This window comes from Mumia quercus, from assembly GCF_025506335.1.
In the GTDB taxonomy this organism is placed as follows: domain Bacteria; phylum Actinomycetota; class Actinomycetes; order Propionibacteriales; family Nocardioidaceae; genus Mumia; species Mumia quercus.
Map to the genome: position 1 here is coordinate 213,417 of NZ_JANZYO010000007.1, position 20,245 is coordinate 233,661.

At 71.5% G+C, this 20,245-nt stretch carries 26 protein-coding genes; 8 read left to right on the forward strand and 18 right to left on the reverse strand.

Translation table 11 applies throughout. The annotated features are described in order from the left end of the window. Positions 1-2: 2 nt before the first annotated feature. Complete coding sequence (locus NYZ95_RS17755; protein WP_262852665.1) at positions 3-476, reverse strand: hypothetical protein; 474 nt, start codon at positions 474-476, stop codon at positions 3-5. A 69-nt stretch (positions 477-545) separates the two neighbouring features. Between NYZ95_RS17755 and NYZ95_RS17760 the strand changes: the two genes are divergently transcribed. Beyond that, entirely contained in the window at positions 546-1,376 is an 831-nt protein-coding gene (locus NYZ95_RS17760) for a DUF427 domain-containing protein (protein ID WP_262852666.1), read from the forward strand. A 54-nt stretch (positions 1,377-1,430) separates the two neighbouring features. On the opposite strand, the gene NYZ95_RS17765 is transcribed toward NYZ95_RS17760, so the two are convergent. From NYZ95_RS17765 to NYZ95_RS17780, 4 genes are all read right to left on the reverse strand, one after another. After that, on the reverse strand, positions 1,431-1,799 hold the full coding sequence (locus NYZ95_RS17765; protein WP_262852667.1) for an FKBP-type peptidyl-prolyl cis-trans isomerase: 369 nt from the start codon (positions 1,797-1,799) through the stop codon (positions 1,431-1,433). Between the two features lie 31 nt (positions 1,800-1,830). Then, positions 1,831-2,304, reverse strand: a complete 474-nt coding sequence (locus NYZ95_RS17770; RefSeq protein WP_262852668.1) for a MarR family winged helix-turn-helix transcriptional regulator — start codon at positions 2,302-2,304, stop codon at positions 1,831-1,833. 170 nt (positions 2,305-2,474) lie between these two features. Next, positions 2,475-3,686 carry an acyl-CoA dehydrogenase family protein gene (locus NYZ95_RS17775; protein WP_262852669.1) on the reverse strand — a complete coding sequence of 404 codons (1,212 nt, stop codon included), beginning with the start codon at positions 3,684-3,686 and terminating at the stop codon, positions 2,475-2,477. 28 nt (positions 3,687-3,714) lie between these two features. Next, positions 3,715-5,037, reverse strand: a complete 1,323-nt coding sequence (locus tag NYZ95_RS17780; protein ID WP_262852671.1) for an acyl-CoA dehydrogenase family protein — start codon at positions 5,035-5,037, stop codon at positions 3,715-3,717. Between the two features lie 147 nt (positions 5,038-5,184). Here NYZ95_RS17780 and def point away from each other — a divergent pair, with 147 nt between their 5' ends. Next, positions 5,185-5,778 (forward strand): peptide deformylase, encoded by a 594-nt coding sequence (gene def, locus NYZ95_RS17785; RefSeq protein WP_262852672.1) that lies wholly within the window; start codon positions 5,185-5,187, stop codon positions 5,776-5,778. A 19-nt stretch (positions 5,779-5,797) separates the two neighbouring features. Here the strand turns inward: def and NYZ95_RS17790 are convergent, their stop codons facing one another. Together NYZ95_RS17790 and NYZ95_RS17795 are read right to left on the reverse strand one after the other, a co-directional pair. Beyond that, a complete protein-coding gene (locus NYZ95_RS17790) occupies positions 5,798-6,622 on the reverse strand; it encodes a TrmH family RNA methyltransferase (protein ID WP_262852673.1) in 825 nt (274 codons plus the stop codon). Beyond that, the gene (locus tag NYZ95_RS17795) at positions 6,615-7,097 is read right to left on the reverse strand and encodes a precorrin-2 dehydrogenase/sirohydrochlorin ferrochelatase family protein (RefSeq protein ID WP_262852674.1); all 483 of its coding nucleotides are present in this window, start codon (positions 7,095-7,097) and stop codon (positions 6,615-6,617) included. Before NYZ95_RS17795 ends, NYZ95_RS17790 begins: the two co-directional genes overlap by 8 nt. Before the next feature lie 70 nt (positions 7,098-7,167). Here NYZ95_RS17795 and NYZ95_RS17800 point away from each other — a divergent pair, with 70 nt between their 5' ends. After that, on the forward strand, positions 7,168-7,692 hold the full coding sequence (locus NYZ95_RS17800) for a YbhB/YbcL family Raf kinase inhibitor-like protein (protein ID WP_262852675.1): 525 nt from the start codon (positions 7,168-7,170) through the stop codon (positions 7,690-7,692). On the opposite strand, the gene NYZ95_RS17805 is transcribed toward NYZ95_RS17800, so the two are convergent. The 4 genes from NYZ95_RS17805 to NYZ95_RS17820 form a co-directional block, all read right to left on the reverse strand. After that, a complete protein-coding gene (locus tag NYZ95_RS17805; RefSeq protein ID WP_262852676.1) occupies positions 7,646-8,311 on the reverse strand; it encodes a hypothetical protein in 666 nt (221 codons plus the stop codon). The two genes, NYZ95_RS17800 and NYZ95_RS17805, sit on opposite strands and share 47 nt — an antisense overlap. Before the next feature lie 93 nt (positions 8,312-8,404). Further along, positions 8,405-9,556, reverse strand: coding sequence for an SPFH domain-containing protein (locus NYZ95_RS17810; protein ID WP_262852677.1), 1,152 nt, complete (start codon positions 9,554-9,556; stop codon positions 8,405-8,407). A 74-nt stretch (positions 9,557-9,630) separates the two neighbouring features. Next, positions 9,631-10,089 (reverse strand): NfeD family protein, encoded by a 459-nt coding sequence (locus NYZ95_RS17815; RefSeq protein WP_262852678.1) that lies wholly within the window; start codon positions 10,087-10,089, stop codon positions 9,631-9,633. Positions 10,090-10,147: 58 nt separating this feature from the next. Beyond that, positions 10,148-10,936, reverse strand: a complete 789-nt coding sequence (locus tag NYZ95_RS17820; protein ID WP_262852679.1) for an ABC transporter ATP-binding protein — start codon at positions 10,934-10,936, stop codon at positions 10,148-10,150. A gap of 99 nt (positions 10,937-11,035) precedes the next feature. Here NYZ95_RS17820 and NYZ95_RS17825 point away from each other — a divergent pair, with 99 nt between their 5' ends. Continuing rightward, positions 11,036-11,779, forward strand: a complete 744-nt coding sequence (locus NYZ95_RS17825) for an Rv1486c family protein (protein WP_262852680.1) — start codon at positions 11,036-11,038, stop codon at positions 11,777-11,779. Positions 11,780-11,789: 10 nt separating this feature from the next. Then, positions 11,790-13,004, forward strand: coding sequence for a phosphoserine phosphatase SerB (gene serB / locus NYZ95_RS17830; protein ID WP_262852681.1), 1,215 nt, complete (start codon positions 11,790-11,792; stop codon positions 13,002-13,004). Positions 13,005-13,014: 10 nt separating this feature from the next. Here serB and NYZ95_RS17835 read toward each other — a convergent pair whose 3' ends face one another. Together NYZ95_RS17835 and NYZ95_RS17840 are read right to left on the reverse strand one after the other, a co-directional pair. Further along, a complete protein-coding gene (locus NYZ95_RS17835) occupies positions 13,015-13,524 on the reverse strand; it encodes a SixA phosphatase family protein (protein WP_262852682.1) in 510 nt (169 codons plus the stop codon). 3 nt (positions 13,525-13,527) lie between these two features. Further along, on the reverse strand, positions 13,528-13,743 hold the full coding sequence (locus tag NYZ95_RS17840) for a dodecin (RefSeq protein ID WP_262852683.1): 216 nt from the start codon (positions 13,741-13,743) through the stop codon (positions 13,528-13,530). Between the two features lie 42 nt (positions 13,744-13,785). On the opposite strand from NYZ95_RS17840, the gene NYZ95_RS17845 reads away from it, so the two are divergent. Next, positions 13,786-14,112, forward strand: a complete 327-nt coding sequence (locus tag NYZ95_RS17845; RefSeq protein ID WP_262852684.1) for a DUF3099 domain-containing protein — start codon at positions 13,786-13,788, stop codon at positions 14,110-14,112. Continuing rightward, positions 14,109-14,333 carry an acetone carboxylase gene (locus NYZ95_RS17850; protein WP_262852685.1) on the forward strand — a complete coding sequence of 75 codons (225 nt, stop codon included), beginning with the start codon at positions 14,109-14,111 and terminating at the stop codon, positions 14,331-14,333. Before NYZ95_RS17845 ends, NYZ95_RS17850 begins: the two co-directional genes overlap by 4 nt. A gap of 65 nt (positions 14,334-14,398) precedes the next feature. Here NYZ95_RS17850 and moaA read toward each other — a convergent pair whose 3' ends face one another. Beyond that, positions 14,399-15,418, reverse strand: coding sequence for a GTP 3',8-cyclase MoaA (moaA, locus tag NYZ95_RS17855; RefSeq protein WP_262852686.1), 1,020 nt, complete (start codon positions 15,416-15,418; stop codon positions 14,399-14,401). Between the two features lie 66 nt (positions 15,419-15,484). Here moaA and NYZ95_RS17860 point away from each other — a divergent pair, with 66 nt between their 5' ends. After that, positions 15,485-16,381, forward strand: coding sequence for an SURF1 family cytochrome oxidase biogenesis protein (locus NYZ95_RS17860; protein WP_262852687.1), 897 nt, complete (start codon positions 15,485-15,487; stop codon positions 16,379-16,381). Here NYZ95_RS17860 and NYZ95_RS17865 read toward each other — a convergent pair. The 4 genes from NYZ95_RS17865 to NYZ95_RS17880 form a co-directional block, all read right to left on the reverse strand. Then, a complete protein-coding gene (locus NYZ95_RS17865; protein ID WP_262852688.1) occupies positions 16,313-17,071 on the reverse strand; it encodes an SDR family oxidoreductase in 759 nt (252 codons plus the stop codon). The two genes, NYZ95_RS17860 and NYZ95_RS17865, sit on opposite strands and share 69 nt — an antisense overlap. Further along, positions 17,068-17,871, reverse strand: coding sequence for an enoyl-CoA hydratase/isomerase family protein (locus tag NYZ95_RS17870; RefSeq protein WP_262852689.1), 804 nt, complete (start codon positions 17,869-17,871; stop codon positions 17,068-17,070). Before NYZ95_RS17870 ends, NYZ95_RS17865 begins: the two co-directional genes overlap by 4 nt. A gap of 43 nt (positions 17,872-17,914) precedes the next feature. Then, positions 17,915-19,516 (reverse strand): ABC-F family ATP-binding cassette domain-containing protein, encoded by a 1,602-nt coding sequence (locus NYZ95_RS17875; RefSeq protein ID WP_262852690.1) that lies wholly within the window; start codon positions 19,514-19,516, stop codon positions 17,915-17,917. Positions 19,517-19,613: 97 nt separating this feature from the next. Then, positions 19,614-20,114, reverse strand: a complete 501-nt coding sequence (locus tag NYZ95_RS17880; protein ID WP_262852741.1) for a peptidylprolyl isomerase — start codon at positions 20,112-20,114, stop codon at positions 19,614-19,616. Positions 20,115-20,245: the final 131 nt, after the last annotated feature.

Sequence of the window (20,245 nt, forward strand, 5' to 3'; positions counted from 1 at the left end):
GCTCATCCGATCGCGATCGACTCCTTGGAGAACGGGGAGGCGACCGGCGTCACCGTGCCGAGAGGCTCCTTGAGCGGGATCGACGTGGTGGTGGGGACCGGTGCGCCCGGCTCGCAGCCGTCCTCCCGCCCGATCACGATCGTCACCTGGAGCTCGTCGTCGGTCCGGTCCTCGGCGAAGCCCGCGAAGCGCTCGCACGTGGCGTCGCTCGCCTCGTACGTGACGTCCACGGCACGCGAGTCCGGGCGCCCCGTGACCGCGGTCACCTTCGCCGTACGGAAGCTCTCCCACGACGTGTCGATCATCGTGAGGCCCGACAGCTCGCCCAGGCTGGACAGCGTCGGCTCGGCCGGCTCCTTCGGGCCGGGATCGGCCGGCTCGTCTGCGGAGCAGGCCGAGACGGCGAGGAGCACGGCGAGCGCGCCACCCGCCGTGAGGGCCGCGCGTCGCGGAGGACGTCCCGAGAAGTTGCTCATCGTCTCTACCGTACCGGCGGGGTGCGCATGCTCCGCGCGCCCGGCACCCCGTACGCGCACACTGAGAGGATGACCACGTGGATGCGTGACACGCTCGGGGCCGCGCGCGAGGACCTGAGGGCGCACCCGGTGCCTCAGCGGGTCCGGGCGCTCGTCGGCACGACGACCGTCGTGGACAGCACCGCGGCGCTGCTCGTCTGGGAACCGCGCCGGATCGTGCCCTCGTACGCCGTCCCGGTCGCGCACGTCGCTGCCGAGACCGTGGACGCCGCCGCCGGGCGCGGTGAGGAGCACGCCGTGCAGATCGACGAGGGTGGATCGCCCGTGCTCGACCCGAGCACCGGCTTCGGTGCCCACACCACCGACGGCACCGCGCTCGACCTCCGTACGCCCGAGGCGGTGCTCGACGGCGCCGCGTTCGCTCCCGACGACCCCGCGCTGCGCGGGTACGTGGTGCTGGACTGGGCGGCGTTCGACCACTGGCTGGAGGAGGACGAGGAGATGGTGGGCCATCCGCACGACCCGTTCTCGCGCATCGACTGTCTCGCGAGCGACCGTCACGTCGAGGTCGCGGTCGACGGGCAGGTGCTCGCTGACAGCCGCCGGCCCGTGATGCTCCTGGAGACGTGGCTCCCGCCGCGGTACTACCTGCCGTGGGACGACGTCAGGGACGACCTCCTCGACGCGTCGGACACCACCTCGGTGTGCGCGTACAAGGGAACGGCGCGGTCCTGGTCGTACGCGTCACCGGGCGAGGTCGGTCAGGACGTCGCGTGGTCCTACCCCTCGCCCCGTCACGACGCGACCCCGGTCGCGGGGATGGTGGCCTTCTTCGACGAGCGGGTCGACCGCCGCGTCGACGGCGTGGCGCAGGAGCGTCCGGTCACGCCGTGGTCCTGACCGGGTGCCGCGGCCGGTCCGACCGCGGCCCCCGCCCAGGCTCGTCGGTGTCGCTCAGCCGACGCCCAGCAGGTCGATCACGAAGATCAGCGGCTCGCCCGAAAGCGGGTGACCGCCGCCGGCCGGGCCGTACGCCTTGTGCGGCGGGATGGTCAGCTGACGGCGCCCTCCGACCTTCATGCCGGGGATGCCCTCCTGCCACCCCTGGATGAGGCCCTGGAGCGGGAACCGGATCGACTCTCCGCGGTTCCAGGACGCGTCGAACTCGGCACCGTCACGGAACTTGACTCCCACGTAGTGCACCGTCACGTAGTCGCCGGGCTTCGCCTCGGCTCCGGTGCCCTCGACGATGTCGAGGATGTCGAGGTCCTCGGGCTCGTCGCCCTCGGGGAACTCGATGACTGGCTTCTCGAGATTGCTCATGCTCCTACCCTCCCAGAGATCCCTGCGGACCTCACTCCACGGGCCTCTCCAGCCCGGCGTTCAGACGGCCGAGGAGCTGGGCGAGGACGTCCAGGTCCTGCTCGTCCCAGTCGGCGATGGCGCGGGCGAGGGTGGCGCGGCGTGCTGCCTGGACGGCGGCGATCCGCTCGGCCGCGACGGGGGTGAGGGAGATCAGGCGGGCGCGGCCGTCGGTCGGGTCGGGCACCCGCTCGACGAGGCCGAGCCGCTCCAGCTGCGCGATGCCGCGGCTGACCGTCGACTTGTGCACGCTGACGGCGTCGGCGAGGTCGGACCCGCGGATGCCGCCACCTCCCGGCTTGGCGTCGGAGATCGCGACGAGCAGCAGGTACGAGGCGAAGTCGAGCTCGGGATGGATCTGGGCGATCGTCCCCAGACCACGCAGCCGAGCGCGGCGGAGCAGCCGTGTCACCTCGTACTCGACGTCGTGCGTGAGGTCGAACGGCACCTGCGCAGGCGTGGTCATAGCGGCAAGGGTAACCAGCCCGCAGCCGTCGGCATCGGTGATGTCACGAAGCGTCGGCACGCGCACCCCAGCCCCGGCGCGGGGGCAGCAGCCGGGGCTGGGAGCGCCACGTCGCCGTGACGGGTCCAGGACGGTCGGTGAGGCGGCCGACCTGGGGCACGAGGGTGTCTCTACCTGAGCTCAGCCGAGCTCAGGCCCAGGACGCGTCGGGCGACGATGAGCTGCTGGATCTGCTGCGTGCCTTCGAAGATGTCGAGGATCTTCGAGTCGCGGGCCCACTTCTCGAGGAGCTCGTCCTCGCCGTAGCCGAGCGTCCCCGCCAGCTCGACGCACGTGAGCGTGATCTGGTTGCCGACGCGGCCGGCCTTCGCCTTGGCCATCGACGCCTCGAGCGAGTTCGGCTTGCGGTTGTCAGCCATCCACGCCGCCTCGAGCATCATCAGGTAGGCCGCCTCCCAGTCGGCCTCCATCCGCAGGAAGGTCGCGGCCGCCGCGGACTGCGCCATCGCGGGACGGTCGTAGTCCACGACGACGCCCGCCTCCTCGAGGATCTCGCGCGTACGGTCCAGCGAGGCGCGCGCACACCCGACCGCCATCGCCGCGACGAGAGGGCGGGTGTTGTCGAAGGTCTGCATGACGCCGGCGAAGCCCTTGTCGACGTGCACCTCCGGATCGCCGAGGAGGTTCTCCGCGGGCACGCGGCAGTTGTCGAGGACGATCGTCGCGGTGTCGGAGGCCTTGATGCCGAGCTTGTGCTCGAGCCGCTCGACGGTGATGCCGGGCAGCGACTTCGGGACCACGAACGACTTGATCGCGGCCCGGCCGAGGGACTTGTCGAGGGTTGCCCACACGACGACCGCGTCGCTGCGCTCCCCCGAGGTGACGAAGATCTTCTCGCCGTTGAGCACGTACGCGTCGCCGTCCTTCACGGCGGTCGTCGTGATCGCGGCCGAGTCCGACCCGCAGGCGGGTTCGGTGATCGCCATCGACGCCCACATGCCCTTGAAGCGCTCGAGCTGCTCATCGGTCGCGACCGACGCGATGGCCGAGTTGCCGAGGCCTTGCCGCGGCATCGACAGCGTCAGGCCCACGTCACCCCAGCACGTCTCGGCCACGGACAGGACGGACGCCATGTTGGAGGCGTTGCGCACACCGTCACCGCTGTCGCCGGAGGCCCGCCGCACTCCGGTGGCGCCCGCGCCCTGCCCCTCCCCAGAGTCGCCCATGCCGTCCACGAGGGCGGCGAGGATGTCGAGCTCCTTGGGGTACGTGTGCTCGGCGAGGTCGTACTTGCGCGAGTTGGCGCGAAGGAACTCCGTCGCGACCCGATGGGCCTGCTCGACGAACGTACGGAACTTCTTCGGCGTCTCGAGATTGATCATCTGCTGCTCTTCCTCTTCTGCGGCCCCCTCAGACGAGGAGCCCGCCCTCCATCACGCCGACGGCACGCAGGTCGCGGTACCACCGCTCGACCGGGTGCTCCTTGGTGAACCCGTGCCCGCCCAGCAGCTGGACGCCGTCCGTCCCGATCTTCATGCCGTAGTCCGTGCAGAGCCGGCGTGCGAGCGCAGCCTCGCGCGCGAACGGCATCCCGAGGTCGGCGCGCGAGGCGGCGCGCAGCGTCGCCAGCCGGGCGCCCTCGAGCTCGATCGCGATGTCGGCGACCATGAACGCGACGCTCTGGCGGTGCGCGACCGGCTCGCCGAACGCCTTGCGCTCCTTCACGTACGGGCCGACGTAGTCCAGGACCGCGCGCATCGCGCCCAGGGCGAGGCTGCTCCACGCGATGCGCGCCAGGCGCACCGAGTCGGCGTAGCCGTCGACGCTCTCGGCGAGCAGCGCGTCGTCGCTGACCGTGACGCCGTCCAGCACGAGGCGAGAGAGCGCGGCCGCACGCAGACCCATCGACGGGTCGGTCTCGATCAGGAGCCCTGGGGTGGTCGACTCGAGGACGAACAGCCCGTGGCGATCGTCGTCGAGCCGTGCGGCGACGACGAACAGCTCGGCGGCAGCGCCGCGGATCACGCCGGACTTCACGCCTTCGAGGACGTACCCGCCCGGCACCTTGCGGGCGGTCGTGCGCAGCGCCATCGGGTCGAACAGCGCGTACGGCTCGGCGACCGCCAGCGCGGCGGCGGGGACGTCCGCACCGGTGAACGCCGGCAGATAAGTCGCCTGCTGCGCCGCGTCACCCCACAGGCCGATCGCGGTGGCGACCGAGCCGGGGGCCAGCAGCGCCGCGCCGATGCCCATGTCGCCCTTGCCCAGCGCCTCGGCGACCAGCGCACCGGTGGTCGCCGAACGCTCCGCGGCAAGACCGCCGAGGTCCTCGGGCAGGCCCAGGAGCGGGAGACCGAGCTCGGCGGCGGCGGCGACGAGGTCGCTCGGCGTGTCGGTGGCCGCCTCGGCCTTCTCCACGGCGGGGCGCACCACCTCGGCGGCGAACTCGTCGACGAGACCGACGAGCATCTGCTGGTCCTCGGTCGGCGTCAGGTCGAAGATCCCGCTCTCGCGCGCGGCCACCGGGCGTACCGGGGCGCCCTTGCCGGGGACCCGGGTGAAGCCCCGGCTGACCGCCGCGGCCGTACGGAACCCGACGCGCGCGCCGTGGTAGACCGCCTGCTCGGACGGGCCGCGCAGGTTGAGCCGGTCGAGGACGGGGAGTGAGGCGATCCGGTTGAGGACGGCGAGCCCCTTGCTCATCGGGTCTCGGCGCGTCGAGTGCGCGGTCACAGCGTCTCCTGGTGAGTCATACGAGTAGGACTGGGGCCTACTGTAACTCTGAGTTGCACAAATGTGCACAGCAACCCGTGATTCTTGTCGAGATACCCTTCCCCCGTCAGTCCCCGCAGGCCTCGTACGCCCTTGAAGGAGCCCCCGTTGTCCGTGACCCTGCCCTCCGGAGGCACCGTACGTCCGATCACCCGGTGGGGTGAGCCCGTGATGCACCACAAGCTGCAGCCGGTCACGGAGTACGACGAGGAGCTGGAGAGGCTCGTCGCGGACATGTTCGCCACGATGTACGCCGCGGAGGGCGCCGGGCTCGCCGCCAACCAGATCGGTGTCGACCTCCAGGTCTTCGTGTTCGACTGCACCGACGGCGCCGGCAAGCGTGTCGCGGGCGTCGTGTGCAACCCGGTGCTCACGCTCCCCGACGCCGGCGACCGCAACCTCGACGACAGCGAGGAGGGCTGCCTCTCGCTGCCCGGCGCGTACACGTTCTGCGCGCGGCCCGACTGGTCGCAGGTCGACGGCACCGACCACACCGGCACGCCCGTCACGTACGTCGGCGAGGGCGGCACGCTCGCGCGCTGCCTGCAGCACGAGACCGACCACCTGATGGGCACCGTCTTCGGCGACCGCGTCTCCTCGCGGGCGCGCAAGAAGCTCTACAAGCAGGCCGAGGCGATCGCCGAGGACTACCCGCCGGAGTGGCCCGCCGTCGCCCGCGTCAGCGGCGCCCACGACCTCTGACCTCCCGCTCCCTCGGGCGCTAGGCGCTGGGGTGGGGGGTGCCGCCGAGGGCCCAGCAGGCGACCGCGGTGGCGGCAGCGACGTTGAGCGAGTCGATCCCGGCGGCCATCGGTACGGTCACCCGGACGTCGGCGCTACGCGTCCAGTGCGGGGAGAGGCCGTCGCCTTCGGAGCCGACCATCACGGCGATCCGCTCCCCCACCTCGGTCCCGGCGAGCTCGCGCAGGTCGCGAGCGTCCTCGGCGAGGGTCATCGCGAGGCTCGTCCAGCCGAGCTCGCGCAGCAGCGCCGGGAACCCGTACCAGTCCTCGACCCGGGCGTACGGGAGCCAGAACACCGAGCCCATCGAGACCTTGATCGCGCGTCGGTAGAGCGGGTCGGCGCAGCGCGGCGACAGGATCACGGCGTCGAAGCCGAGCGCGGCGGCGCTGCGGAAGACCGCACCGATGTTCGTGTGGTCGACCAGGTCCTCGGCCACGACGACGCGCCGGGCACCTGCAAGCACCTCCTCGACCGGGGCGACAGGACGCCGGTCGAGGCTCGCGAGCGCGCCGCGGTGGACGTGGAAGCCCGTCACCCCCTCGATCGCCTTCTCGCTCATCACGTACACCGGCGCGTCAGCGGTCTCCAGCACGTCCGACAGCGTCTCCAGCCAGCGCGGCGCCATGAGGAACGAACGGGCCTGGTGCCCCGACTCCAAGGCGCGGCGGACGACCTTCTCGCCCTCCGCGATGAACACGCCGCGCTCGGACTCCAGCAGCTTGCGGAGCTGAACGTCGCGCAGGTCGACGTAGTCGCGCAACCTCGGGTCGGACGGGTCGGCGACCTCGATGACCTCAGCCATCCTGGGGGCTGCGCAGCGCGGCGATGAGCCGGTCACGGGTTCGTGCCGAGCGGGCGGGGTCGCGGTTGGAGAGCACGGCGACGGTCGTCTCGTCGACGTGACCGACGGCAGGCGTCCACGCCGTCCCGAGCGGGGCGTCGTCGGCACGGACGCAGAACACCCGCGCCGCGTTGGCCTCCTCGAGGACGGCGGCGTTGACGGCAGGGCGGTCGGTCGACGCCATCGCGTACCACGCTCCGTCCAGGTCTCCGGACTCGTACTCCCGAGGGACGAGGCTGACCTCGCCGCGGTCGACGGCCTCGCGGACCACCGGATCGACCTCGGGCGACACCACGGTCACCGCGGCTCCCGCCTCGAGGAACGCCGGCAGCCGGCGCGCCGCGACGTGCCCTCCCCCGACGATGACGACACGCCGGCCCGCCAGGACGAGGCCTGAGGGGTAGGGCGGATGGGTGAGTCCGGGTCCGTGCTTCACGCCCTGATGCTACCGAGGGCGCTCACGCGATAGCGTCCGTGGAGAAGCGAACCGACCTCCAGGAGATGCGATGACGCTCGACCGCGCGGTGACCCCGAACCCCTACGACTTCCTCCCTCCGGTGCCGTCCTTCTCCGTGACGAGCACCGAGCTGAGCGACGGCGACGCCCTGAACGAGGCGCAGGTGTACTCCGCAGGCAACCGGTCGCCGCAGCTGGCGTGGGAGGGGTTCCCGGACACCACGAAGAGCTTCGTCGTCACGTGCTTCGACCCGGACGCTCCGACGCCGTCGGGGTTCTGGCACTGGGTGCTGGTCGACATCCCGCGGGACGTGCGCGCGCTGGAGTCGGGAGCCGGCTCGGGCGGCATCGTGCCCGCCGGCGCGTTCCACGTCCGCAACGACTTCGGCACGTCGGACTACGCCGGCGCGGCGCCGCCGGAGGGCGACCGCCCGCACCGCTACTACTTCGTCGTCCACGCCGTCGGCGAAGAGCGCCTGGGCGTGGACGATCAGGCGACGCCGGCGGTCGTGTCGTTCAACCTCGCGTTCAAGACGCTCGCGCGGGCGACGCTTCTCGGGACGTACCAGCACTGATCAGACGCTCGCAGTCGCCGATGGCCTCGGCGAGCATCCGGCGCAGCACGACGTCGGAGTCGGTGCTCACCGACCGTACGACGCCGTCGACGCTGTTGAGGACGATGCGCGGGGCGGCGCGTCGTGCGAAGTGCTTCGGGTGCGTCGTGAGCCCTCGACGGAACCCACGCGCCCACTGCTCGGCGCTCGGCGCCTGAGCGAACGCCTCGCCGATCAAGGGCGTGAACTCCTCGGGCAACGTCGTCTCCGTCTCCTCGAGGTAGCGCTCGCAGGCGAGGAGCCCGACAGCCAGCGCCCGCTGGTGCGCGCGCGGCGACAGCGGGAGCGCGATCGTGGCCGCACGGATGCAGATCGCCGCGTGCAGGCGCGGATCTGGGCTGTTGAGCCCGACCACGCGTGGCACCAGCTCCACCATCGTGACGCGCGTGTCGTCGGTGACGTTGTCGTTGACCAGGCGCGCGAGCCCGGCCAGCAGAGGGTGGGTGCACGCCGGCTGGTCGCTCCACTTCTCGCCGGCGAGATACGACGCGAACTCCATGAAGCATGCCCCCTTGCGGGGGTTCCGGTGCTTGCCCGGCGAGAGCACCGGGACGAGCTCGGGGACGCTGCTAGACCGCATGGCGACCTCCTGAGGAGGGGCTGACTTGACCTTTTCCTCAGTGTGCGCCCGATCTGTGGTCAGCGCCACCCGCTGACGACGGATCGCGCGCGGTCAGCCCTCGGTGCGGGGAGGGTCTTCCCAGAGCTGGGTGGTGTCGTCCTCCCACCCTTCGGCCGGCTCCTCGCCCGTGGCCGCCGCCTGGAGGGCCGAACGACCGTGGGGTGTCTCCGGCGTCGCTGCGGCCTTCGCGGCCTCGAGCGCCTCGTCCACCGCCCGGTGCGCCTCGGTGAGATCGGGCTCCATCACCTCGTCCACGGGCGCCTCGTCGTACGAGACGCGCTTGCGGGGACCGTCGACCGCCGCGGGGATCTGACCGACCGCAGCCCCGAGCCCCTTGAGGGCGTCGCCGACCTCGCTCGGGATGATCCAGAGCTTGTTGGCGTCGCCCTGAGCGATCTCGGGGAGCATCTGGAGGTACTGGTAGGCGAGCAGCGACTGGTCGGGCTGACCGTCGTGGATCGCCTGGAAGACGGTCGAGATGGCCTGCGCCTCGCCCTGGGCGGTCAGGATCTGCGACTCGCGCTTGGCCTGGGCGCTGAGGATCTGAGCCTCGCGGTCACCCTCGGCGCGCAGGATCTGCGACTGCTTCTCGCCCTCGGCCTCGAGGATCGCCGCCTGGCGGCTGCCCTCGGCCTGCAGGATCGCGGCGCGCTTGTCGCGGTCGGCGCGCATCTGCTTCTCCATCGAGTCCTTGATGGAGGGCGGCGGGTCGACGCCCTTGAGCTCGACACGGTTGACCCGGATGCCCCACTTGCCGGTCGCCTCGTCCAGGACGCCCCGCAGCTTGGTGTTGATCTCGTCGCGGCTGGTGAGCGTCTGCTCGAGGGTCATGCCGCCGATGATGTTGCGCAGCGTGGTCATCGTCAGCTGCTCGATCGCCTGGATGTAGTTCGAGATCTCGTACGTGGCGGCGATCGGGTTGGTCACCTGGAAGTAGATGACCGTGTCGATCGAGACGACGAGGTTGTCCTCGGTGATCACCGGCTGCGGCGGGAACGACACGACCTGCTCGCGGAGGTCGATCTTGAACGAGACCTTGTCGACGAACGGCGTGATGACGTTGAGGCCGGCGTTGAGGGTCGTCCGGTACTTGCCGAACCGCTCGACGATCCCCGCACGCGCCTGCGGAACGATCTGGATCGACTTCGCAAGAACGACGACGACCGCGACCGCGAGCAGTGTCAGGATGATGAGCGCTGTCATGTGGGACACCTCGAGCCTCGGGATGCTGTGCCCCGGAGACTAGCGCACGGCACCTGAGGGTCTGCGCGGGTCCCTCACTCCGCGGGATAGACCACAGCGGTGGCTCCGTCGATCTCGAAGACGGCGACCTTCGTGCCCGGCCCGATCGTCACCGAGGGGTCGAACGACCGCGCCGTCCACGTCTCGCCGCCGAGCTTGATCTGGCCCTGCGTGGCGTCGACCTCGCTGAGCGTGACGCCGGATGCCCCGACCAGCGCCTTGGTGCCCGTCTTGAGCTCCGGACCCCTGTGCAGCTTCTTGACCATCGACGGGCGGGCCAGGAACAGCATCGCGAGCGACACGACGATCGCAACCACCGCGCTCACGGCGATCGACGCGCCGAGCGCAGCGCTGCCCGCCCCGGCGAACGCGCCGACGGCGAGCATGAGCAGGACCAGATCGAGACTCACGAGCTCCGCGGTCGCGAGCACCAGGCCGAGCCCGAGCCAGGCCGCCCAGGCGTTGTCGCCGAGCCACTCCCAGAAGCCGTCCATGACGGTGACTCTAGGGGACGTGCGAAACCGGTGGTGCGCCCCGCGCGGAGGAGTCGGCTCAGCGCGGCGCGCGGCGGGCCGCGTAACGGCCGTCGCGCTCCTCGAGGATCAGCGGCATGTGGAACGTGATCGCGAGGTTCTGCGCGGTCAGCGTCTCGGCGATCGGGCCCTGGGCGGTGATCTTGCCGTCACGCACCATCAGCACGTGGGTGAAGCCCGGCGGGACCTCCTCCACGTGGTGCGAGACCAGCACCAGGACCGGGGCCTCGGGATCGCGCGCGAGCTTGCCCAGGTTGGAGACCAGGTCCTCACGGCCCCCGAGGTCGAGGCCCGCCGCCGGCTCGTCGAGGAGCAGCAGCTCAGGATCGGTCATCAGCGCCCGGGCGATGAGGACGCGCTTGCGCTCCCCCTCGCTGAGCGTCCCGAAGGTGCGGTCGACGAGGTGCTCGACGTTCATCAGACGCAGGATGAGCATCGCCTGGGCCTCGTCGAACTCCTCGTACTCCTCGCGCCAGCGACCCGTCACGCCGTACGAGGCGGTGAGGACGACGTCGAGCACGCGCTCGGACCGCGGGATGCGCTCGGCGACGGCCGCGCTCGTGTACCCGATGCGAGGGCGCAGCTCGAAGACGTCGACCGCGCCCAGGATCTCCCCGAGGACGGTCGCGGTCCCCTCGCTCGGATGCATCTGCGTCGACGCGATCTGGAGCATCGTGGTCTTGCCTGCACCGTTGGGACCGAGGACGACCCAGCGTTCTCCCTCGCGGACGGTCCAGCTGACGTCGTCGAGCAAGGTGTTGTTGCCACGTCGTACGGTGACGTCGGCGAGCTCGAGCACGGGCGCCATGCACTACTCCTGCACGTTGGGGTGGGCGCCCCCAACCTACGGCACCGCGTCGTCCACCGCCTGACGCGGGTTCTCCCTTGACGTCCTAGGCTCGTCGTCGTGTCCTCGTTGTCCCGCTCCGCGCGCCTGGTGTGCTGGTTCAACGCCTGGCTCACCGGCGCTGCTCCTCTCGAGACCGCCGTCGACGCCGTGCGTGGCGACGACGCTGCCCACCACGTCCTCGGCACCACCGCAGGGCGTACCTCGGAGGTCGCTCCGCCCGAGCCGCTGCTGCTCGCCTGGGGCGCGTGGCGCCGCGCCGGCGCGACGGGCGCGAGCCTCGCGCTGCCCGAGCCCGGCGACCCGTACGGGCTCGCGGGTCCTGCTGCCTTCACGGCGGCGGCCACCGACGTGGGCGAGGCGCTCGTCGTCGACGGGCTGGGCGTCGGGCTCGTCCCGGAGGTGATCGGCGGCGGGGTCTTCTGGCACCGGTACGAGGCCAACCCGGCGCCGCACACCGCGGGCCTCGGCGAGGCGTCGCGCGAGCTGCGCACGGAGCTCGCGCGCACGGCCGACGAGCTCCTGGACCTCGACGTCGCCCGCTGGCAGCCGGAGGTCCGCGAGGCCCTGTCGGGGATCCGTGACAGCGCGGACCCGCTCCTCGCGCCGGGCTACGCGCCGCGGGCCGAGGAGCTCGCCGCGACCGCGCAGCGCTGCCTCGCGATCGCTGAGCTGGCCACAGCGACGGAGTCCGGCGCCGTCACCGCGTGGGAGGCCGACGCGCGAGGGACCCACCTGCGCCACCTCGCCCGTACGGCCCGGCACGCGCTGGTCGCCGCCTGCAACGCTGGTCGACCCAGATAACCTCGGAGCCGTGAACGAGCCCGTCCCCACACCGACCGCGCCGCTCGACGCACCCACCGTCTCCGTGACGTTGCTGGGGCGTGACCACGCCGGCGTCACGGCACGGCTGTTCGAGGCGTTCGCCGCGCACGACGTCGAGGTGATCGACGTCGAGCAGATCGTGCTGCGCGGCCGCCTCGTCCTCGCCGTGCTGCTCACCGTCCCGGCAGACCGCGTCGGGTTCGAGCAGTCGCTCGGCCGGGTGGCCGAGGAGCTCGGGATGGAGCTCGACCTCGCGTACGGGCAGGGCGACAACCGCGGCCGTCGCCGGGGGCGCAGCCACGTCACCGTGCTGGGCGCTCCCCTGCTGCCGTCGGCGTTCGCCGGGGTGACCGCGCAGATCGCCGCCGCCGGCGGGAACATCGACCGGATCGTCCGGATGGCGCGCTACCCGGTGACCGCGATCGACCTCGACGTCTCCGGCGCCGATCCGGAGGAGCTGCGCCGCGCCCTCGCGCAGGAGGCCGCACGCCAGGGCGTCGACGTCGCCGTCCAGCCGCTCGGCATCCACCAGCACGCCCAGCGCCTCGTCGTGATGGACGTCGACTCCACTCTCATCCAGGGCGAGGTGATCGAGATGATCGCCGCGCACGCCGGCTGCGAGGCGGAGGTCGCCCGCGTCACCGCGGCCGCCATGCGTGGCGAGCTCGACTTCGCGGCCTCGCTCGAGCAGCGCGTCGCGCTCCTCGAAGGTGTCGACGCGTCGGCGCTCGACCAGGTATACGAGTCCATCCAGCTCGCGCCCGGCGCCCGTACGATGATCCGGACGCTCAAGCGCCTGGGCTACCGGTTCGCGCTGGTGTCCGGCGGTTTCAGCCAGGTCATCGACAAGCTCGCCGCCGACCTCGGCATCGACTACTGGGCCGCCAACACCCTCGAGGTCGTCGACGGCAGACTGACCGGCCGCGTCACCGGCCCCGTGGTCGACCGCGCGGGCAAGGCGGCGGCGCTGCGCCGCTTCGCCGAGGCGGCCGGGATCTCGCTGGCCAACACCGTCGCGATCGGCGACGGCGCCAACGACCTCGACATGCTCGCCGCCGCAGGCCTCGGCATCGCGTTCAACGCCAAGCCCGCCGTACGGGACGCCGCCGACACGTCCCTCTCGGTGCCCTACCTGGACGCCATCGTCTTCCTCCTCGGCATCACCCGCGAAGAGGTCGAGGCGGCCGACGCCGCGTTCGCCTGAGCCCGCGCCGTCACCGGGCGGGCGGGGCGAGGTAGTCCTCCAGCCGCATCGTCCGGGGGTCGATGTCGAACCAGTCGCCGTCGTACGTGAGCACGGCCGCCGCAGACGTTGGGAAGCCGCGGTCTCCGTAGGCTTTCCACGCCCCGTTGTGCGTCCCGTCGTGGAGCATCCAGACGAGGTCGCCCATCGACGGGTTGTGGCCGACGACGACGACCGTGCTCGGCTCGCCCTCGACGGCGCGGACCTCCTCCAGGACGCGGTGCGCGCTGGCCTCGTACAGGCCCGGTGGGTACGTCACGTGCTCCGGCCCGATGCCCAGCGACGCGTTGAGCTCGTCGAAGGTCTCGCGGGTCCGCACCGCCGGCGACACCAGCGCGAGGGTGGCGCCGGTCACGAAGTCGGTGAGCTGCTCACCGCGCCGTCGGGCGTCGTCGTGTCCGCGCCGCGTCAGCGCCCGCCCCAGGTCGGTGCCCGCCGAGGCCTCGGCCTTGGCGTGGCGCACCACGACCAGCTGCTTCACGGGTTACTCGTCGTCCTCGAGGCGGAACCCGATCTTGAGCGTCACCTGGTAGTGCTCCACCTGGTCCCCCTCGATGTGCCCGCGGATGCCCTCGACCTCGAACCAGTCCAGGTGGCGCAGCGTCTTGGCGGCCCGGCCGATGCCGTTGGTGATCGCGTCGGTGACGCCCTCGGTCGAGGTGCCGACGATCTCGGTGATGCGGTACGTGCGGTTCGTCATGCTGCTTATCATGCCGCTGATCGACTGGCGTACCGTGGAGGGATGGAGGATCGCCACACCGACCCGGTCAGCATCACGACCGCTCAGGTCGGCCGCAGCGAGGAGCTGCGGCACCGTCAGAACCGCTACCTGGCCTCGATGCTGATCCGTACGGTCTGCTTCCTCCTGGCCGTGGTCATCGACGGATGGGCGCGCTGGTTCTTCGTCCTGGGCGCCATCTTCCTGCCGTACGTCGCGGTGGTCTTCGCGAACACGGCGCGCCGCAAGCCCGTGGACCAGGCCGACGTGCTCCATCCCGAGCCGATCGGTGAGCTGAGCAGCGGTCCGGTGACCAAGCCCGACGAGGACGAGGACGACAGGCCGCGATGAGCGAAACCCCCGACGATGCCCCGCTGACCTGCTCGGCGAAGGGGTGCGAGAACGCCGCCCAGCACGCCCTCCTGTGGAACAACCCGAAGATCCACACGCCCGACCGCCGCAAGACCTGGCTCGCGTGCGACAACCACGAGGAGTCGCTCCGCCAGTTCCTCTCGGCCCGCGGCTTCTGGAAAGAGACCCGCCCCGTCTCGGAGGTCACGCCCGAGCGGTGAGCCCGGTCCCACCGGCGCGAACGGCGTGGGACCACGTTCACCGCGATGCGGGGCGTCGCGGCCTGCTAGCCGCCGATCGCCGACATCGGGCGGCTCGGCTGCAGGAAGTCGACGTCGTCGATGCCGTGCCCGGGGAGCTTGGTCCACATCGCGGCCCGCCACCGGTCGGCGATCTCGTCGTCCGTCGCTCCCCCGCGCAGCGCCGTCCGAAGGTCGGACTCCTCCCGCGCGAAGAGGCAGTTGCGGACCTGCCCGTCGGCCGTGAGCCGGACGCGGTCGCAGTCGCCGCAGAAGGGACGGGTGACCGAGGCGATGATGCCCACCGTCGCGGGGCCGCCGTCGACCAGGAACTCCTCCGCCGGCGCCGAGCCACGCTCGCGGTCCGCAGGCGTCAGCGTCACGTACGGGGCGAGCTTCTCGAAGATCTCGTCGGCCGTGACCATCGCCCCGCGGTCCCACCCGTGCTGGGCGTCGAGCGGCATCTGCTCGATGAACCGCAGCCGGTAGCCCCGCTCGAGGCACCAGGCCAGCAGCTCGGGCGCCTGGTCGTCGTTGAGCCCGCGCAGGAGCACCGCGTTGACCTTCACCGGAGCGATCCCGGCCGCCTGGGCAGCCTCGAGCCCCGCGACGACGTCGGCGTGTCGGTCGCGACGGGTGATCTGCTCGAAGGTCTCGGGCCTGATGGTGTCCAGGCTGATGTTGACGCGGTCGAGCCCGGCGTCGGCGAGGGCCTGCGCCGTGTGCTTCAGACCCAACCCGTTGGAGGTAAGGGACACCGTCGGCGAGGGCGACAGCGCCTTCGTGGCCGCGACGATGCCCGTCAGCCCGCGGCGCAGCAACGGCTCGCCGCCGGTGAACCGGACGTCGGTGACGCCCAGACGCTCGACTGCGATCGTCACCAGGCGTACGACCTCGTCGTCGGTGAGCGTCTGCTCGGTCGGCATCCAGTCGAGGCCCTCGGCGGGCATGCAGTACTGGCAGCGCAGGTTGCACCGGTCGGTCAGGGAAACCCGGAGATCGGTGGCCACTCGACCGTGGCGATCAGCGAGCAGGGCCGCGGGCTGCGCGACGGTCTCGGCAGTCATGACGTCAGTCTAGGCACGGAAGACCTCCCTCCGCGCCCCTGTGGAGCGGTTAGGTAACGTCGATACGTGTACCGGTTCCTCGTGACTCGCCGCTGGCTGGCCTTCGCGCTCTTCGTGGTGCTGCTGGCCGGTGTCTGCACGTGGCTGGGTTTCTGGCAGTTCGGACGGCTCGACGACAAGCAGGCGCGCAACGACGTCACGCGCCACAACGTCGAGTCGCCGCCGGTCGACGTCTCCGAGGTCGCCACCTCCGACGTCGACGACTCCGAGAACAACGAGTGGCGTCAGGTCGAGGTGACCGGCACGTACGACGCGGCCAGCTCGCTGATCGTCAAGTACCAGACCCGGGACGAGGGCAGCGGGGTCGACATCGTCACGCCGCTGCGTACGGCCGACGGCAAGGCCGTCCTCGTCGAGCGCGGCTGGCTGCCGTCGGCGAACCACACCGGTGCCGCCGTCGACATCCCTGAGCCGCCGGCGGGCGAGGTGACGGTCATCGGCTGGTGGAAGGCGAACGACAACGTCCCGCTCAGCGCGACGAAGCCCGACGAGACGGGGCAGGTGCGGGCGGTCTCCACGCTCGGCGCGGCCGGTGCCCTCGACTACCCCCTGTACGAGGGCGGCTACCTGTTGCTCGAGAAGCAGAACCCCCCGACGGAAGGCTTCCTGCTACCTGATGGGCCCGAGTACGGTCAGGGGCCGCACTTCTTCTACGGGCTCCAGTGGTGGTTCTTCGGCGGTCTGGCCCTCGTCGGCTTCGTGTGGTTCGCCTGGGCGGAGGCGCACCCCCGCGGGCCGCGCAAGCCGGGCCACCAGCGCCCGGGGCAGCGCAGCGTCCCCGCCGCCCAGGCCGCGGCAGCACGTGCCGCCGCGGCGCGTGCGGGAGCGACCGGCTCACAAGGCGCGGAGGGCTCCGCCGTCGACCGGGAGCATGACGCCACTGACGTACGAAGCCGAGGGTGAGAGCAGGAACGCTGCCGCCGCACCGAACTCCTCTGGCCGACCGTAACGGCGCAGAGGGATGTTGCCCTCGGCGGTGACCCGCGCAGCCTGCGGGTCGTCCGCGAGCGAGTCCAGGTGGCGCACGCGGTCCGTCTCGATGCGGCCCGGCAGCAGCGCGTTGACCCGTACGCCACGAGGGCCGAGCTCGTCGGCGAGCTCCTTCGTGAGCATCGCGAGGCCCGGCCGGAGACCGTTGCTGATCGACAGCCCGGCGATCGGTGCGCGCACGGAGGACGAGAGCACGAAGGCGACCGCTCCCCCGTCGTCCAGCGCCGGCGCCAGCTCGCGTACCAGCCTCACGGCGCCCAGGAAGACCGACTCGAAAGCACCGCGCCACTGCTCGTCGGTCACGTCGGCGAGGCGTCCGCCCGGAGGACCGCCGACGCTGACGAGCAGGCCGTCGAACCGCCCGAACCGCTCGTTCACCGCGCCCAGGACGGCCGCGGGCGTGCCCGGGTCGGCGTTGTCCGCGACCACGCCGGCCGCCCGCTCCGGCCCGAGCTGGGCGACGGCCGCGTCCACAGCCTCGGCATCACGGCCGGTGACCACCACGGACGCGCCCGCGTCGACGAGCGCCTCAGCGCTGGCGAGACCCAGGCCCTTGCTCGCGCCGGTCAGGACGTACGCCCGGCCCTCCAGCCCGAGGCTCATCTCGCCCCACCCATCGCCGCGAGGACCGCACGGAACCGTCCGTGCTGGGCGCGCCTCTCGGCACGCGACTGGGCCGCGAGGTCAAGGTCTCCGGCGGACTGCAGGAGCGCCTTGGTCGCGCTGACGGCGCCGTGCGGGGCGGCCGTCAGGGCGGCGACGAGCTCGGCGAGCCGCGCGTCCAGCCCGTCGAGCGCGACGGTCTCGAGCGCGAGACCGAGACGTGTCGCCTCCTCCGCAGGCACCCAGCGCGCGGTCGCGCAGATCTCCAGCGCGCGGGCGTACCCGACCGCCTCCACGAGGGGCTTGGTGCCCGTGAGGTCCGGGACGAGCCCGAGGGCGGGCTCCTTCATGCAGAACTGCGCGTCCTCGGCGACGATCCGCAGGTCGCAGGCGAGCGCGAGCTGGAAGCCCGCGCCGACCGCGTGGCCCTGCACGAGCGCGATCGACACGAACCGCGGGTCACGCAACCACGTGAAGCCCTCCTGGTACGCGGCGACCGTGGCGTCGAAGTCCTCCACGGTGCCCGAGGCCATCTCGGGGAACGACGTCTCCCCCTCGATGCCGGCAGGGCTCAGCATCGCCCGGTCGAGCCCGGCGGAGAACGACGCGCCGGCCCCGCGTACGACGACGACGCGGACGTCGTCCTCGACGGCGGCTCCGACGGCGGCGAGCGCACGCCACATCGCCGGCGTCTGGGCGTTGCGCACGTCGGGCCGGCTCAGCGTGACGGTGAGGACGGGACCGTCGACGGCGAGGTCGAGCCCGGCGGCGCCGAGCGTCTCAGCGGTGGGATAGCTCATACGGAGGAGGCTATCGACGGACGCACCGAAGAGACGACCCGGCTCAGGCGAGGCTGATGAGCTCCTGGTACTCCGCGGTCCAGAGGTCCTCGACGCCGTCGGGCAGGATGAGGACCCGGTCGGGCTGCAGGGCCTCCACCGCACCCTCGTCGTGGGTCACGAGCACGATGGCCCCCTGGTACGAGCGGATCGCCCCCAGAACCTCCTCGCGCGACGCAGGGTCCAGGTTGTTGGTGGGCTCGTCGAGGAGCAGGACGTTCGCCTGCGACACGATCAAGGTCGCGAGCGCGAGTCGGGTCTTCTCCCCGCCGGAGAGCACGCGCGCCGGCTTGTGAGCATCGTCGCCGCTGAAGAGGAAGGCGCCGAGGACGCTGCGCGCCTGCGTGTCGGTCAGCGACGGGGCGGCCGACTGCATGTTCTCGAGGACCGAGCGCTCCAGGTCGAGCGTCTCGTGCTCCTGGGCGTAGTAGCCGAGCTTGAGGCCGTGTCCCGGCCGGATCTCGCCGGTGTCGGAGGCGTCGAGACCCCCGAGGATCCGCAGCAGGGTCGTCTTGCCCGCACCGTTGAGGCCGAGGATGACGACGCGGCTGCCGCGGTCGATCGCCAGGTCGACGTCGGTGAAGATCTCCAGCGACCCGTACGACTTCGAGAGGCCCTCGGCCATCAGCGGGGTCTTGCCCACCGGCGCCGGCGTCGGGAAGTCGATCTTCGCGACCCGGTCGGCGGCCCGCTCGCTCTCCAGGCCCGCGAGCATCTTCTCGGCCCGGCGGGCCATGTTCTGGGCAGCGGTCGCCTTCGTGGCCTTGGCGCGCATCTTGTCGGCCTGCGCCATGAGCGTCGACGCCTTGCGCTCGGCGTTGGACCGCTCGCGCTTGCGGCGACGCTCGTCGGTCTCGCGCTGCTCGAGGTACTTGCGCCAGCCCATGTTGTAGACGTCGATCTCGGCGCGGTTGGCGTCGAGATGGAGGACCTTGTTGACGACGTCCTCGAGGAGCACGACATCGTGGCTGATCACCACGACACCGCCCTTGTACGACATGAGGAAGTTGCGCAGCCACACGATCGAGTCGGCATCGAGGTGGTTGGTCGGCTCGTCGAGGAGGAGCGTGTCCGCACCGAGGAAGAGGATGCGGGCGAGCTCGATACGGCGGCGCTGCCCGCCCGAGAGCGTGCCCAGCGGCTGGTCGAGCACACGGTCGGGCAGCCCGAGGCTCGCCGCGATCGTCGCCGCCTCGGACGCGGCCGCGTACCCGCCTCCGGCGTGCAGCTCGGCGTCGGCGCGCGAGTAGCGCTTCATCGCGCGGTCACGGACGGCGTCGTCGTCGGAACCCATCTCGATCTCGGAGCGTCGCAGCGCGCGGTAGACCTCGTCGAGGCCGCGCGCCGACAGGATCCGGTCGCGGGCGCTCTGCTCGGGGTCGCCGCTGCGCGGGTCCTGCGGGAGGTAGCCGATCGTCCCCCGGCGCGTGATCGTCCCTGCGGACGGGTCGCCGCCCTCGCCGGCCAGGAGCTTCGTGAGGGTCGTCTTGCCCGCACCGTTGCGCCCGACGAGACCGACCTTATCACCGTCGGCGACCTGGAACGTCGCCCCCGACATGAGGACACGTGCGCCCACGCGCAGCTCGAGGTCGTGGACGCTGATCATGGCGAAGCCGCTCCTGGGAGGTGGGAGAACGTGAGAGGGAGGCGTCGACGCCTCGAGAGGCCGAGATCCCGGCCACCAGTCAGTGTACGGAGTCGGGTCAGCCGTTCACGACGACGGACTCGATCACCACGGGCTCGACGGGGGCGTCCCTCTCGCCGGTCTGGACCGCGGAGATCTTGTCCACGACCGCCTTGCTCGCGTCGTCGGCGACCTCGCCGAAGATCGTGTGGAGACCGTCGAGGTGCGGGGTCGGCACCGAGGTGATGAAGAACTGCGAGCCGTTGGTGTCGGGGCCGCCGTTGGCCATCGCGAGCAGATACGGCCGGTCGAACGTGAGACCGTCGACGATCTCGTCCTCGAACTGGTAGCCGGGACCACCCATGCCTGTGCCGAGCGGGTCACCGCCCTGGATCATGAAGCCGGGGATGACGCGGTGGAAGATCGTGCCGTCGTACAGGGGCTTGCCGGACATCTCCTTGCCCGACTCCGGGTCGGTCCACGTCTTCGCCCCGGTGGCGAGCCCGACGAAGTTCGCGACGGTCTTCGGAGCCTCGTCAGGGAACAGCGTCACCGTGATGTCGCCGTGGTTCGTCGCGATCGTCGCCGTCGCGGCCGAGACCGAGGTGTCGGCCTCGGTCTCCGCGTCTGCCTTCGACGAGGACTCGGACGCCGACCCGCAGCCGGTGGCGAGGACCAAGGTGAGGGCGACGGCAGCCCACAGACGAAGAC